General features: G+C 65.8%; 16 protein-coding genes. All 16 read left to right on the forward strand.

Annotated elements, in window-relative coordinates; all coding sequences use genetic code 11:
* The first annotated feature begins 28 nt into the window (after positions 1 to 28).
* The 16 genes from BDOA9_RS21935 (at position 29) to BDOA9_RS22010 (ending at position 14,327) form a co-directional block, all read left to right on the forward strand.
* Positions 29 to 274, forward strand: coding sequence for a hypothetical protein (locus BDOA9_RS21935; protein WP_244521510.1), 246 nt, complete (start codon positions 29 to 31; stop codon positions 272 to 274).
* Positions 271 to 621, forward strand: a complete 351-nt coding sequence (locus tag BDOA9_RS21940) for a hypothetical protein (protein WP_025036121.1) — start codon at positions 271 to 273, stop codon at positions 619 to 621. Before BDOA9_RS21935 ends, BDOA9_RS21940 begins: the two co-directional genes overlap by 4 nt.
* Positions 618 to 959, forward strand: coding sequence for a hypothetical protein (locus BDOA9_RS21945; protein ID WP_025036122.1), 342 nt, complete (start codon positions 618 to 620; stop codon positions 957 to 959). The genes BDOA9_RS21940 and BDOA9_RS21945 overlap by 4 nt, the downstream gene beginning before the upstream one ends.
* On the forward strand, positions 959 to 1,246 hold the full coding sequence (locus tag BDOA9_RS21950; RefSeq protein WP_025036123.1) for a hypothetical protein: 288 nt from the start codon (positions 959 to 961) through the stop codon (positions 1,244 to 1,246). The genes BDOA9_RS21945 and BDOA9_RS21950 overlap by 1 nt, the downstream gene beginning before the upstream one ends.
* Positions 1,243 to 1,527, forward strand: a complete 285-nt coding sequence (locus BDOA9_RS21955; protein ID WP_025036124.1) for a hypothetical protein — start codon at positions 1,243 to 1,245, stop codon at positions 1,525 to 1,527. Before BDOA9_RS21950 ends, BDOA9_RS21955 begins: the two co-directional genes overlap by 4 nt.
* Positions 1,524 to 4,325 carry a phage/plasmid primase, P4 family gene (locus BDOA9_RS21960; RefSeq protein WP_025036125.1) on the forward strand — a complete coding sequence of 934 codons (2,802 nt, stop codon included), beginning with the start codon at positions 1,524 to 1,526 and terminating at the stop codon, positions 4,323 to 4,325. The genes BDOA9_RS21955 and BDOA9_RS21960 overlap by 4 nt, the downstream gene beginning before the upstream one ends.
* A 382-nt stretch (positions 4,326 to 4,707) precedes the next feature.
* Positions 4,708 to 5,241: a transcription termination/antitermination protein NusG gene (gene nusG / locus BDOA9_RS21965; RefSeq protein ID WP_025036126.1), complete on the forward strand. Its 534-nt coding sequence runs from the start codon at positions 4,708 to 4,710 to the stop codon at positions 5,239 to 5,241.
* A 455-nt stretch (positions 5,242 to 5,696) separates the two neighbouring features.
* Positions 5,697 to 6,416: a hypothetical protein gene (locus BDOA9_RS21970; protein WP_152033396.1), complete on the forward strand. Its 720-nt coding sequence runs from the start codon at positions 5,697 to 5,699 to the stop codon at positions 6,414 to 6,416.
* Complete coding sequence (locus tag BDOA9_RS21975; RefSeq protein WP_025036128.1) at positions 6,416 to 8,368, forward strand: phage terminase large subunit family protein; 1,953 nt, start codon at positions 6,416 to 6,418, stop codon at positions 8,366 to 8,368. Before BDOA9_RS21970 ends, BDOA9_RS21975 begins: the two co-directional genes overlap by 1 nt.
* Position 8,369: 1 nt before the next feature.
* A complete protein-coding gene (locus BDOA9_RS21980) occupies positions 8,370 to 8,609 on the forward strand; it encodes a DUF6148 family protein (RefSeq protein WP_025036129.1) in 240 nt (79 codons plus the stop codon).
* Positions 8,606 to 10,219, forward strand: coding sequence for a phage portal protein (locus BDOA9_RS21985; RefSeq protein ID WP_025036130.1), 1,614 nt, complete (start codon positions 8,606 to 8,608; stop codon positions 10,217 to 10,219). The genes BDOA9_RS21980 and BDOA9_RS21985 overlap by 4 nt, the downstream gene beginning before the upstream one ends.
* Positions 10,216 to 11,139 carry a S49 family peptidase gene (locus tag BDOA9_RS21990; protein WP_052363101.1) on the forward strand — a complete coding sequence of 308 codons (924 nt, stop codon included), beginning with the start codon at positions 10,216 to 10,218 and terminating at the stop codon, positions 11,137 to 11,139. Before BDOA9_RS21985 ends, BDOA9_RS21990 begins: the two co-directional genes overlap by 4 nt.
* 28 nt (positions 11,140 to 11,167) lie before the next feature.
* The gene (locus BDOA9_RS21995) at positions 11,168 to 11,770 is read left to right on the forward strand and encodes a hypothetical protein (RefSeq protein WP_042336338.1); all 603 of its coding nucleotides are present in this window, start codon (positions 11,168 to 11,170) and stop codon (positions 11,768 to 11,770) included.
* 80 nt (positions 11,771 to 11,850) lie between these two features.
* Positions 11,851 to 12,633: a hypothetical protein gene (locus BDOA9_RS38940; RefSeq protein WP_025036132.1), complete on the forward strand. Its 783-nt coding sequence runs from the start codon at positions 11,851 to 11,853 to the stop codon at positions 12,631 to 12,633.
* Positions 12,634 to 12,735: 102 nt separating this feature from the next.
* On the forward strand, positions 12,736 to 13,695 hold the full coding sequence (locus tag BDOA9_RS22005; protein ID WP_025036133.1) for a Mu-like prophage major head subunit gpT family protein: 960 nt from the start codon (positions 12,736 to 12,738) through the stop codon (positions 13,693 to 13,695).
* A gap of 110 nt (positions 13,696 to 13,805) precedes the next feature.
* On the forward strand, positions 13,806 to 14,327 hold the full coding sequence (locus BDOA9_RS22010; protein ID WP_025036134.1) for a hypothetical protein: 522 nt from the start codon (positions 13,806 to 13,808) through the stop codon (positions 14,325 to 14,327).
* The last annotated feature ends 3 nt before the right edge of the window (positions 14,328 to 14,330 follow it).

Below are 14,330 nucleotides of genomic sequence, written 5' to 3' on the forward strand. Positions count from 1 at the left end.
GATGGCGGACGAGGCGCACGAAGGCGTGGTGGAGTTCCGGCCTGAGACGGTCGGCCGCGAGGTGATCATGCTCGGCCGCGTCCAGGTCGGCGAGATCATGCGCAACGACGGCGCGCGGCACCAGGCCTGTTTCCGCCTGACGCTGCCGGAGGCCTCGGCCTCGACGACCTGGCGGCCCGCGCGCGACGTTCCCGACGCCCGGCGGCTCGCCCTGCTCAAGATCAATGATTGGCTCAATGCGGCCGGCCTGGTGCCGGCGGGAGGGGTGGGATGACGATGCGGTTCGAGGAGGTGTCCGAGCGCCTCGGCGCCGTGCTCGACTACCCTGGCAACAAGGACCACGGCAAGCCTCTCAACGTTGCGATTCCGAGCCTTGGCCGCGTGCGGCTGTGGCAGGCCGTCTACGGCGGCTACAGCTGGGCGATCAGCTATGAGCCGGGCGTGTCGCACTGGACCGATGACGAGAAGAGCAAGTTCGTCGGCTACTCGGCGTCCTATCGCCTCCTCGATCATCACAACAGCAGCCAAACCATCAGGATCGACGGCGGTCCCTGGGACAGTTTCACCAAGGCGGAGGAGGCCTGCAAGCGCACCTGGCGCCAGATCAGGAACGCGTCATGAACCCCAATAAAGCCTTCCGCAAGTTCGGCCAGGCCTGCATGAACGCGCCGGCCGACGCTCAGCTGACCGTCGGCGTCAGCTGGATCGAGCGCAAGGGCTGGCGCGTGGCGATGATGGTGCATACCGCCTCGCTGCATCTAGGGCCTAAGGAAGCGCGCGGCCTCGCCGACATCTACGACAAGCATCACCGCTCGCCGGAATGGCGCGGCAAGACGACCGGCCTCGAATGGGTCGCGCCGGAGCTGCGCAAGCTGGCTGACGAGGTCGACGCCAAGAACAAGGCCGGGGAGATTCCGGCCGAGATGCTGGGGCACGTCGAAGCGCGGGGGAGCGCCTGATGAGTCTCAACTTCGACCTGCCAAAACACGCTTCCGACAAAGTGCAACGCGCCCTCGAGGATGTGCTCCAGCTCACGGCTGATCCGGGTGAGAGATTGCGGATCTATCTGCTCGCCTCCGGTATCTGCATCGGTGGCGCCGGCGGGGCGCTGGCGGCGATCGCGCAGCGGGATCGTAAGACTATTTCCGAACTTGAAGCCAAGCTCGTGATCATTGACCTCGTCCGCAGGCTGATCGCTGACGGGCCTGATGCCGCTTGGAAGTTCCTGGAGGGCGATCAGCCGTGAAGCCCCCCGGCAAAACCAACCTGGTCCGGATGCAGCAGACGGCGCTGCAGGAGATGGAGCGCATCCAGATCACGCAACGTGCGCTGGTCGCGGAAGGCCTGCTGAAGGCGCCAGACGCCGGAGCGATCGAGCGTCGCGATGATTTCGCCGGCATCGTCCGGCTGATCGACGTCATCCAGACCGACGCGGTGATGTTGGACCGGCTGAAAGTCGGCATGGCGCGCGCCGCGATCGCGCGGTCGGCCGAGCTCAATGTCGACGCTGAGGTCGAGCCGGAATGAGCATGCTCGAGCACGCGCTCGCCTATGCCGGCCGCGGCTGGCCCATCTTCCCGTGTCATCCCAAGACCAAGCAGCCGCTGGTTAAGAGCGATGTCGAGGGCGAGGGTGGCTACAAGCTCGCGACGATCGAGCCGGAAACGATCCGGACGTGGTGGAAGCGCTGGCCCAAGGCGATGATCGGATTCTCACCCGGCGCGATCGGCGTGTTCGTCGTTGACTTCGACGCCGGTGAGGACAAGAAAACCGGCGAGGTGTTCGAGGCCGCTAACCTGCAGCTGGCGCTCGAGGCCGCGATCGGCGGCCAGCTTCCGTCGACCCTGTTCACCCGCACGCCGCGGGGTGGCGTGCATCTTTGGTTCCAGAAGCCTGGCGACGTCGACGAGATCCGCAATCGAGGCGAGCTGCTCGGTAGGCAGTCAAGGACCGATATCCGCGGCGACAACGGCTATGTGATTTTGCCGCCATCGTTGCGTGATGACGGCGTCGCCTATACCTGGGGGGCCGATGCCGACATGGCGATCGCTCCGGCGCCGCCGGCGCTGGTCGACCTAATCCTGCGCCGCGGCGCTTTCGAGGAGAAGCCGCAAGGATCAGGCCAAGGATCCGGCATTGGCGCCCGCGCGGCCGCCGGCGTGAAGCCGCCGGCCGGCAAGGGCGGCGAGGGCGCGATCGCGGCCGGTGATGACGCCGTGCGCAAATACGGCCTCTCTGCGCTCGATGCCGAGCTGCAGAGCGTGCGCCAGGCAGGCAAGGGCGGCCGCAACGATGCGCTCAACATCGCCAGCCTGAAGCTGGCGCAGCTGGTCGCCGCCGGCGCGCTGAACGAAAGCTTCGTCCGTGCCGCGCTCGAGAACGCGGCTGCGGATTGCGGGCTGATCCGCGACGATGGTCTGCGCGCGGTGAGGGCCACGATCGAGAGCGGATTCCGCAAAGGCCGAACCCAACCGCGCGACCTCGACGAGATCCGACGCGCAGCGGCGGATCGGCAAAGCCGGCCGCGCGGCCGCGGGCAGGCTGGGAGTGTGACTCGAGATGACGGCCGCAGGGAGGATGCCGACGCGGTCGACCGCAGGTCCTCGTCCCGCCGCGCGCCTTCCGCCGCCGGCGACACGCAGCCGCCCGATGATACCAATCCTCCCGATTCCTCCGTCTCCCCTGCACCCCTGCCGACGGCGAATGGCAAGCCAAGCTCCCAAACGGGAGCAGCGCGTCAATCCGCCGTCGGCTGGGGTGCGGGGGGCGAGCCGCCGAAGCCGCCGGCCGAGACCGACGGCGCCCGCAATATGCGCCTGGCGTTCTTTCCGCTGACGGATCTCGGCAACGCCGAGCGATTCCGCGAGCGCTACAAGGATCGGCTGCTGTGGTGCGCGGCGATCGGCTGGCTGACATGGGACGGCCGCCGCTGGAGCCGCGAGGGCGCCGACGGCATCGTCAAGATCGCCGAGCACGACACGGTGCGGATGATTCAGGAGGAAGCCAAGGCCGTCCGCAGCAGCGGTCGCAAGGACGTCCCCGATGCGCCGAAGGGCGCGCGCGATTTCATGTTCGATCCGGACAAGGAATTGCTCTACTCCGACAAGATCGCGTCCTATGGTCGCAGCTCGGAGTCGGCCAACAAGCTCGGCGCCCTGTCGAAACGTGGATCGCCTTACTTCGAAGTGCAGATCGCCGATCTCGACGCCGACAAGATGAAGATCAACGTCCGTAACGGCACGTTGGTGATCGCGAAGCGCGATGAAGGCGATTATGTCGAGTTCCGGCCGCACGATCCGGCCGACCTGATCACCAAGCTGGCGCCGATCGATTATGATCCGACGGCCGAGCGGCCCGTATTTGACGCCTTCCTGGCGCGCGTGCAGCCGCAACCTGAGATGCGGGCATTTCTGCAGCAGTGGCTCGGCCTGTCGATGACGGGCGCGCTCGAGCAGCTGCTCGCGTTCTTCTACGGCAAGGGCTCGAACGGCAAGTCCGTCCTGATCGAAGCCGCGTCCTACGTCGCCGGCGATTACGGCGAGACCGTGCCGATCGAAACCTTCCTGGATGGCGGCCGCACGCGCAACGCTTCCGGCCCGTCGCCGGATCTGGCCATCCTGCCAGGCGTGCGCATGCTGCGCACATCCGAGCCGGAAAAGGGCGCCAAGCTCGCCGAGGCCTTGATCAAGCTTGTGACTGGTGGCGAGCCGATGCAGGCGCGGCATCTCAACATGCCGCTGTTCAAGTTCTATCCCCAATTTAAGCTGACGATGTCGGGCAATTACCGGCCGACGATCTCCGGCGCCGATGAAGGCATCTGGCGGCGCGTTCAGCTGGTGCCGTTCAACGTCACCATTCCCAAGGAAGAGCGCGACATCCATCTCGCTGAAAAGCTCCGCAACGAAGGCGCCGGCATTCTCAACTGGCTGCTCGATGGTCTCAGGGTCTGGCTCGACAAGGGCCTGCAGCAGCCTGCGGAGGTCGTGGAGGCGACGAACGAATATCGGGCGGCTTCAGACCCTCTCGGCCGCTTCCTCACCGCATGCGTCGCGCCCAGCCTCGGCGATCGCGTCCAATCATCCGTGCTGCATCAGGTCTACGAGGCCTGGTGCAAGGCTTCAGGCGAGACCGCGTGGAAGAACCGCGGCCTGTCGCTGGCGATGCAGGAGCGCGGCTACAAGAGCAAGCAGTCCAACGTGATGTGGTTCCTCGACATCAAGCTGACCAAGAGCGTCAGCGACTTCCTCGATCACGAGGGCAATCCGCTGCGCATGCGTGCCGATGGGGACAAGGAGACGGCCGATGCGGGCAACATCGAGATCTGACGTGTGCGTCGCCGCTCGAAGAGCGGCGACGCATCCTCCCAACCTCCCAAAGTTGGGAGGAATCAAAGTTCGATAAGCCGTTGAGTTTTCAGCGAATGGGAGGTTGAGGGAATTTCGGGAGCTTGTTTCCATACGTTACATACGCGGGCGCGCGGGCGCACAATACAGACACGGAAATAAGCTCCCAATCCTCCCAACCTCCCAATGGGTTTGAGAAGGCATTGTCCTACAATGCTTTTTCGAGACGGGAGGATCGATGAGGGGCCTTAGGCAAGCTCCCATCGATCCTCCCGGAGAAATGGTTCTCCGCAGAACCATTTCTCGAACCGCTGTCACAGGCGGGTGAGGCCAACAAACCGGGTGGAGAACGGAATGTTGGGACATGACGACGAAGTTGCCGGCGGCTTTCTCGCCGGAGGTGTTGGCGGCGCTTTCCGCCAAGGCGCGTCGCGAGATGGAGCGGCCCTATTCGCCGGTCGATCCGCGCTTCGCCGAGCTCGGCGGCAAGCCGAGATGGTATGTGGTGGAGATCAAGTCGCGTCAGGTCGAGAAGGAGCTCGCCAAGCGCCGTTTCGGCATCTATGTGCCCGAGACGATCGAAACCGTCGTTCGGCGCGGGCGCAAATACGATCAGGCGACGCCGATGATCGGCGGCTACGTCTTCGTGTTCCTGTGGGAAACAGACGAGAATTTTCAGCGGTTGCTTCGTGTTTGGGGCGTGACGCTGGTGGTTGGCTGGATCGACGATCGCGAGATCGACCGCCTTCGCTATTTGGAAAGCTGCGAGCGTCTCGATGCTGTTGCGCGCGAGGAGCTGAAGGAAGAGATCCTGCGCAAGGTGAAGCGGTCGAAGCCGAAGAAGAGCCGGAAGCTGAGGGCTGCCTTCCGTGGTGGTAAACCCCTTCCGGCTTCTTGACTCCCAAGGATGGAATCGGCCATTCGTGCTGACCTCAAAGCCTTTCCTGTTTTCTCGAAGCTGAGCCGTCAAGGTGTATGCTCCAGGACTAGGCGGACCGAAGCGAAAAGCGCGCTTCATCAATCTCTCACTGTATCCAAAGCAAAAAGCCCGGCCTGATCAGGTCGGGCTTTGCCATGCCATGGGTATGCGATGGGTGAATTCGCACACCCAATCGCTCCTCTCGAAGGACAACCTCAGGGCCACCATCATACCCGGCACAATGGTGGCCCTGATCTTTCGAAAAAAATTCCAATCGATCGAACAATTTTCGCGCCGTGTGCCTCGATCGATCACGGGTCCTTCCAGCAAAACCCCAGCCGCGAGTAATTCGGACCGCGGCGGGTCTCCAGGCTGAGCCGGTTTTGAGAGCCTAAACGGGGCTAAAGGGCTGCCTAAAGTGAGGGCCTAAACTTGTGAGCGTTGCCGCCGCCATGGCCGATCCGGACGTCATCAGCAAGGGCGAGTTCGCTCGGCGCCGGAATGTGACTCCGGGTCGAGTCAGCCAGTGGCTGTCGGAGGGCAAGATCTTCGGCGCCGCGATCGTCGGCGAGGGGCGCACCGCGATGATCCGCGAGAGCGTGGCGTGCCAGCAGCTGCGCGTAAAGCTCGACCCGCTGCAGATGACGGGCAACGGTCTGTCGACGAAGCTGGATGTCGCACCGCCGGCGCCGCTTACGTCATCAGGTGACGTTCTGCCGTTTCCGTCGCCGACCTCGCCGCCTGGCGGTGTGCCGCCGTCGCCGCCGCCATCCAGCGCCGTCGACTCTGTCGAGGAGAAGATCAAGCGGCAGCGGCTCGAGCAGCTCGAGCGGCAGAACCGCGAGGGCGCCCGCCAGGAAGCCGTCAGCGCAGGCCTCTTGACCGATGCAGCGGCGGCGCGGGCGCAGGTCGGACGTGCGGTGGCACAGCTGGTGATGACATTTGAGGGTGCTTTGAGCGAATTTGCGACCGCGATCTCGGCAGAGTTCAAGTTGCCGCAGCGCGACGTGCTGCACCTGCTGCGCACCAAATTTCGCGAGGTCCGCGCCGCGGCTGCCGGCGAGATCCGCAACCAGGTTGAGACCCTGCCGCAAGTCGTCGACCACGAGCTCGCCGGCGATGACATCGACCAGGACGAGACGGAAACCAGCTGATGTGCATCCAGATCGCAAACGCAGAACGGCTGGCGATGGAAGCGGCGGCCGCGGCGATCGAGCCGCCACCGCAGGTCGACTATGTGCGCTGGGCCGAAGAGAACATCGTCTTCACCAAGCGCGAGAGCCAATTTCCGGGCCCGTACAATCGCAAGCTGTTCTGCTATTTCGACGAGCCGCTGCGAGCGCTGTCTCCGGATGATCCTTGCCGCGTCGTGACGGTGATTGGATCGGCCCAGATCGGCAAGACGGTGGTCGGCAACGTCTTCGTTGGTGGCTCCATGGACATGGATCCGACCGACTTCCTGTACACGCATCCGACCGAGAACAACGCGATCCGCTGGTCGAAGCTGAAGCTGCTGCCGATGCTGCGCGGTACGACCTCGCTCAACCGCATCTTCCCAGCCGGCTCGCGCGACGGTGCCAATTCGGTGCTGATGAAGGAGCATGTTGACGGCCTCGGCGCGATCCTGATCTCCGGCGCCAACTCGCCGGCGTCGCTGTCGCAGGTCACCATGCCCCGCCAGGTGCAGGACGATCTGGCGAAGTGGGAGATGAATGCGGCGGGCGATCCGGAGATGCAGGCGGACGGCCGCTCGCGGGCCGCCGAGTTCGCCAAGATCCTGAAGACGTCGACGCCGCTGGTGATGCCGGGATGCCGGATCACCAAGAGCTTCGAGCAGGGTAGCCAGGAGTATCCCTACGTCCCGTGCCCGCATTGCCAGGCCATGCAGGTGCTCGAATGGGAGAACATGCTGGCCCATCTCGATCCGGACAAGCCGGAGGCCGCGCACTTCACCTGCGTCGCCTGCGGCTGCGAGATCGAGGAACACCATCGTCCGCAGATGCTCGCCGGCCTGGAGTGGCGCGCTCACAACCAGAAAGCCAAGCGCTTCCATCGTTCGTTCTGGATCTGGAGCGCCTATTCCTACCTGCAGTCCTGGGCTCGCATCGCCATGGAGTGGCTGCGGGTCAAGGGCGACAGCGCCGCCGAGCAGACCTTCCTCAACGACACCTGCGGCAAGGCATACCAGGCCAAGGGCGAGGCGCCGCCGTGGGAGAAGCTGCGCGATCGCGCGGCCGCCTCGCACTACGCCTGCGGCGAGATCCCTGCCGGCGCGCTGGTCATTACGCTCGGCATCGACTGCCAGGCGGACCGCGTCGAGTGGCAGCTGGTGGGCTGGGGCCGCGACTTCCGTCGCTTCGTCATCGCCTATGGCGTGATCCCCGGCCACATCTCGGAAGACATCACGCGCACCCGGCTCGACGGCCTCTTGCAGCAGACTTGGCCGAACGGCTTCGGTCGGCGCATCGGCATCGACCGCGCCGCGATCGACGGCAATGCCTGGACCGAGGACGTCTGGAGCTGGGCCAAGCGTCATCCGCGCTCGAAGCTGATCATGGTGCGCGGCCGAGGCGAGGATTCGGCGCCACGCATCGCCCGCGTCAAGAAGGAGCGCAACGAGCGCACCGGCAAGATCCTGAAGTGGGCTGGGCGCTTCTTCAATTTCGGCGCCTCGGTGCTGAAGATGGCGTTGTACCGCGACCTTGCCAAGGAAGATCCTTTGCAGAAGGGCTTTGTGTCGTTTCCACGCGGACTCGACGACGAGTACTTCCGCCAGCTCACAGCCGAGTACCGCAAGGCGAAGAAGAACCGCCAAGGCTTTGAAGTCTACAAGTGGGAGAAGGATCCCGGCCAGGCCAACGAAGCGCTCGACACCATGAACCAGGCCGAGACTGCTGCGAACAATTTCGGCATCCGCGGCCTGCCGGATGCAATCTGGCTCAAGCTCGAGCAGGAGCGCGAAATCCCGCTGGCGCCAGTCCAGGGCGACTTGGAAGATCTGCTCGCGCCGCGTGGCGCCACTGCAGCAGCATCGCTGGCGCCGACGGCGCAATCTTCGGCCAAGATCCGCGCGCGTGGCCGGCGCGTTCTCTCGACGGGCATTTGAGATGGCAGGCATTACGCTCGAGCAGGCGCAAGCCCAGCTCACCCTGTGGCTCGCCGCTTCGGCTGCCGTCGCACGCAGCCAGAGCTACGAGATCGAGACCGGCAACGGCCGCCGCAAGCTGCAGCGCGCCGATGCCGCCGAGATCCGCCAGCAGATCCAGTTCTGGCAAGGCCAGGTCAACGCGCTGACGCCGGTGTCCGCCGGCGGCCGGCGGCGGACCCGCTATGTGGTGCCCGAATGAGCAAGATCCCGGTCGCCTCTCCGACCTTCATCGACCGCGTCGTTTCCGCGTTCTCGCCATCGGCCGGCCTGGCGCGTCTGCAGGCGCGCACGCAGTTGATGATGGCGTCGGGCAGCTATAACGGCGGCGCCCGCGATCGGCGGCCGACCAAACGTTGGCGGCCGAAGGAAGGCTCGGCCGACGCGGACACGCTGCTCGACCTGCCGGATCTGCGCGCCCGATCGCGCGACCTGCGCCGCAATGCGCCGCTCGCGACCGGCGCGATTGCCACCAACATCACCCACGTCGTCGGTGACGGGCTGCAGCTGCAGGCCTCGATCGACCATGAGGCGCTCGGCATCACGCCGGCGCAGGCCGATGCGATGGAGCGCGAGCAGGAACGCGAATGGGAGCTGTTCTCCGAGCGCTGCGATTTCACGCGCGTGCAGTGCATGGACGAGATGGAGGCGCTCGCCTTCGGCTCCGAGCTCGAGAGCGGTGACAACTTTGCGGTGCGCCGGTATCGCAAGGATCCGGGTGACGTCTACGGCACCAAGGTGCAGCTGATCGAGGCTGATCGGGTGTGCAACCCGCATCGGGCGGCGGACAGCGACACGATCAAGGGCGGCATCGAGCACGATGGCAACGGCGTGCCGGTCGCCTACCACATCACGAACAAGCATCCCGGCGGCTTGCATGTCGGGGGCCTCGCGTGGGAGCGGGTGCCGGCGCGTACCGATGACGGCCGCGCCCTGGTGCTGCATATGTTCGAGCGCACCAGGCCCGACCAGACCCGCGGCGTGCCGTATCTGGCGCCGGTCATCGAGGCCATCAAGCAGCTCGCCGATTATTCCGACGCCGAGGTGACCGCCGCGGTGATCTCGGCGATGTTCACGCTGGCGATCGAGACGCCCGACACCGAGGACGGCGGCGAGCCGCTGATTGGCGAGACCGATTCCTCACTGGCCTCGAACGAGGTCAAGCTCGGCGCCGGCGCGGTCATCAGCCTTGCGCCAGGCGAGAAGGCGACCGCAATCAATCCGACGCGGCCGAACGAGAAGTTCGATCCGTTCTTTCTGGCGTTCTGCCGGCAGATCGGCGTCGCGCTCGAGCTGCCATTCGAGCTGCTGGTCAAGCACTTCACCGCGTCCTATTCCGCCTCGCGCGCCGCGCTCGAGCTGGCCTGGCAGTATTTCCGCAAGCGGCGCCGGCGCTTGGCCGCCGGCTTCGTGCAGCCGGTCTATGAATGGATGATGGAGGAGGCGGTCGCCTCCGGCCGCCTCAACCGTCCCGGCTTTTTCACCGATCCGATCATGCGCAAGGCCTATTGCGGCGCCGAGTGGATCGGGCCGCAGCGCGCCAGCCTCAATCCGAAGCAGGAATCGGATGCCGACAAGCAGGACGTCGAGGCCGGTTTCAAGACCATCGAGCAGGTCTGCATGGAGCGGACCGGCGGCGAGTTCGAGAAGAAGAACGCGCAGCGCGCCAAGGAACAGCGCATGCGCAAGGAAGCGGGTCTCGGCGCGCCGCCGCCGTCCGGGCCGGGCGTGGCCGCCGAGCCGCAAGATCCGGACCAAGCCGACGATACGTCGGATGACGAAACCCAACCCAAGCGGAGCAAAGCGTCATGACGCTGCTGATGCCTCACATCGCCAGCCGGTTGTTCGGCTCCGAGCTGATGGTCGATCCCGGCAAGCTGCAGGCTTTCCTGATCGGTCTCGGCGCGCGCATCGTCGAGGGCGGCGTGACGCTGCCGGGCATTGCCGCGGTCAATCACGTCGCGTTCGAGAATGGCCGTCCGTCCGATGCGATGGGCAAGGTCGGCGATCCCATGGGCCGCGCGTTTGAAGCCGCAGGCCGCGGCGACCGCCTGGTGCAGATGATCGACAATGTCGGCGTGATCGGCATCGAGGGCACGCTCGTGCACAAGGGCAAGTTCATCGGGCAATCCTCCGGCGAGACCTCCTATGAAGGCTTGCAGACGCAGATCGCGCGGGCGGCCCGCGACCCCAAGATCAAGGGTGTTGTGTTCGAGGTCGACAGCTTTGGCGGCGAGGTCAATGGCGCGTTCGAGACGGCGTCGATGATCGCGGCGCTGTCGGCGCAAAAGCCGACGCTGGCGATCCTCACCGATTTCGCGCTGTCGGCCGGCTACCTCATGGCCTCCGCCGCGCGGCAGATCGTGATGCCGGAAACCGGCGCCGCGGGCTCGATCGGCGTCGTCACCATGCATGCCGATTTGTCGAAGAAGCTCGAGCAGGACGGCATCAAGGTGACGCTGATCTCATCCGGCAAGCACAAGACCGATGGCAGCCCCACGATGCCGCTCGGCGACGACGTCAAGGCCGCCCTGCAAGCGCGCGTCGATCGCCGACGCGATCAATTCGCCGAGGTGGTCGGAGCCGCGCGCGGCGCTCGCCTGCCTATGGCGCGGGCGCTGGCAACGGAGGCGCAGGTCTATCACGGCGAGGACGCCGTGCGGGCAGGGCTGGTTGACGGGATCATCGACCCGCAACTCGCCTTTGCCGAATTCGTAAAGAGCGTTCACTAGGCCAATCGGCCATCACAAGGAGAAGACCATGACGACTTCCGGACTGGCGGCCGTGCATCTCGCTGCGGCTGCGACGACGACTGCCCTGCAGACCGCTCTGCAGTCTCAACCGCCTGGTGCTATCGTGAGCCTGGCGCCAGGCGAGAAGCTGCCGGCGCCCGCCGCCGCGACCACCACGACGACCGCGGACCTGGTCGCGGCCTATCCCGAGCTCTGCAACGCGCTGCGCCTTGAGGGCGCCACCGCCGAGCGCAGCCGGATCCTCGGCATCGAGGCGCATGCACTGCCCGGCCACGACAAGCTGATCGCCGACATGAAGGCGGATGCATCGGTGACGCCCGACATGGCTGCGGGCCGCATCCTTGCCGCCGAGCGGCAGCTGCGCGGCAATCAGCTGCAGGCGATTGCCGACGTCGAGAGGCTGACAGGCAAGGTGCCGGCGGCGCCGAGTGCGTCCGCCGCGCCGGCGTCCGGCAGCGAGAAGGCGACCACGCCGGAGGGCTGGAAGGCGGAATATGCGGCCTCGCCGCAGCTGCAGGCCGAGTTTGCCTCCGCCGAGGATTACGTCTCGCTCAAGCGCGCCGAGGCGTCGGGCAAGGTGCGCGTGCTGGGGGGCCGGTCGGCGAGCTGATCGCCGGCCAGTTTCGTTTTCGCCGTTCCGCATCCTGCGCCGGCGCTTCCGTACCAACCATCTGAAAAGGACAACAGCCAATGACGACTTTGGCAGCTAACAAGCCGCGCGCGTATGAGGGCGGCAAGGACGTGATCGAAGAGGGCGGCCTTCCTGTCATCGCCGCCGATATCGTCTATGAGGGCGCCGCGGTCGGCGTCGTCGATGCCTCCGGCCACGGCCGGCCGCTGGTCGCCGGCGACCGCTTCGCCGGGTTCGCCAATGCCAAGGCGGACAATTCCGCCGGTGCGGCCGCCGCGATCAACGTCGACCTGCGCACGGCCGGCAAGGTCGAGCTGCCGGTGACCGGGGCCGTCATCACCGACAAGGGCCAGCCGGTCTATGCCAGCGATGACGACACGTTCAGCTTCTCGCCGGTCGGCAGCAGCTTCATTGGCTTCGTGCATCGCTTCGTCTCCGCCGGCGTCGTCGTGGTGCGCTTCGATGTCGACGCGCTGCGCGATCCCTGGCAGCAGTACACGGTGCGCGAGACCATCAGCGCCGACAAGACGCTCGATGCCGAGGATTCCGGCAAGCTGTTCTGGGTCGATACCGACGCGAAGATCGTCACCTTGCCGGCAATCGCGACCGGCCTCGACAGCTTCGCGGTCGTCAATGGCGGGGCCTTCGGCGCCGTGGCGGTCAACATCAGCCCGAACGCGGCCGACATGATCCTCGGCCCCGACATCACCGGCGCCGACAACAAGGATCTCATCAACACCAAGGCGACGGCGCGCCGCGGCGACTTCGCCATCATCGGCGGCAACGATGCCGACGGCTACGCGGTGCAGGCGCTGCGCGGCACCTGGGCGCGCGAGGCGTAAGGCTCGCCATCATCACGCCGGCGCAGCGGCACGTCGCCGCTGCGTTCCCTTCCACCCGGCCGCTCGGCGCGGGCATCACCAGCAAACAAGGAACTATCGCAAATGGACCAGCAGCTTCTGTCCAGCCGTGCCATCCGGGGCATGTACTTCGCGCGGCTCGAATCCGATCCCGGCACCAACTGGCTCGATGGCGTCTCGAACTTCTTCGGTTCGGACCAGGCCTCGGAGACCTACAATTTCCTCGGTCAGACCCCGATGATGCGCGAGTGGATCGGCGGTCGCCAGGCCAAGGGCTTCAGCGGCGACGGCCTCACCATCATCAACAAGCATTATGAGGCGACGCTCGAGATCCAGAAGAAAGATGCGCGCCGCGACAAGACCGGCCAGATCCGCGCCCGCGTCGACGAGTTTGCCGACCGCAGCCAGACGCATTGGGCTTCGCTGACCTCGGCGCTGATCGTCAACGGCGCGACCTCGCTCTGCTATGACGGTCAGTACTTTTTCGACACCGATCACGTCACGGGCGATTCCGGTTCGCAGTCCAACAAGATCGACGCCGACATCTCGGCCTTCCCGGCGACGCTGCACGGCATCGTAACCGACCCCAGCGTCGAGGAGATGCAGCAGGCGATCACGGCCGGCATCGTCGCCATCCTCAAGCTGAAGGATGACAAGGGCGAGCCCATGAACGAGAACGCCTCGGCGTTCCTGGTCATGGTGCCGATCGGCTTGATGAAGGCCGCGCTCGGCGCCGTGTCGCAGCTGGTGCCGGCGATGCTGCAGCAGAACCTCAATCCGAACCTGCTGCGCAACTTCAGGGTCGAGGTGGTGATGAACGTCCGCCTGACCTCGGCGGGCTGGACCGACAAGTTCGTCATCTTCCGCACCGACTCGCCGATCAAGGCGCTGATCCGCCAGAGCGAGCAGGAAGTCGAGATGAAGATGAAGGCCGAAGGGTCCGAATACGAATTCGACAACGATGCCTGGCAGATGGGTATCGATGCCTGGCGCGGTGTCGGCTACGGCTACTGGCAGCGCGCCGTCCAGGTCACGCTGATCTGATTGCAATCGCTGCATCTCTCCCCGGCGTGCGCCGGGGAGGGTTGTCGCCGGCCGCGCCTGTGCCGCGACCGCCGATAGCCCTCGTCAACACCTTCCCAAGGAGACTTCCCATGCAGGCTTTTCGTGTCATCGGACGTGGTTTCAATGTCGGCGCCGGCGCGCTGCTGCTGCTGAGCACGGCGCAGTCCGTCGCGCGCCAGCACAAGCTGGAGCCGATCGAGGGCGGAGGCCGCGTCAGCGATGGCTTTGGCCTCGCGCGCGCCAAGGAAACGCAGGCCTTCAAGGTCGGCGAGCTGCTCGGCCTGACCGAGCCGCCGAAGGGCCAGATGGGCCTGGTCGAGGAGCTGGAGGCGCCGAAGGGCAAGCGCGACCGCGACGATCCGGTGGTTGGTCTGCTCAATGCGGTGCGCGTGCTCGAGGAGCGCGCCGAGCGGGCCGAGATGGAACGGGAGGCTGCAGCCGCCCGTGCGGAAGCGCAGCGACTTGCGCAGGAGAGGGCGGATGCTGCTGCCGCGCAGCAGCGCGCCTGGTCGGAGGAGTGGGCCGCCAACGAGGCCATCAAGGCGAAATATCCGAAGCTCGACGACTATCTCGCGGCGCGCCAGAAGGAAGCGGCGGCGCAGCAGAAGTAACCA

Origin of the sequence: Bradyrhizobium sp. DOA9 (genome assembly GCF_000617845.2) — a bacterium.
In the GTDB taxonomy this organism is placed as follows: domain Bacteria; phylum Pseudomonadota; class Alphaproteobacteria; order Rhizobiales; family Xanthobacteraceae; genus Bradyrhizobium.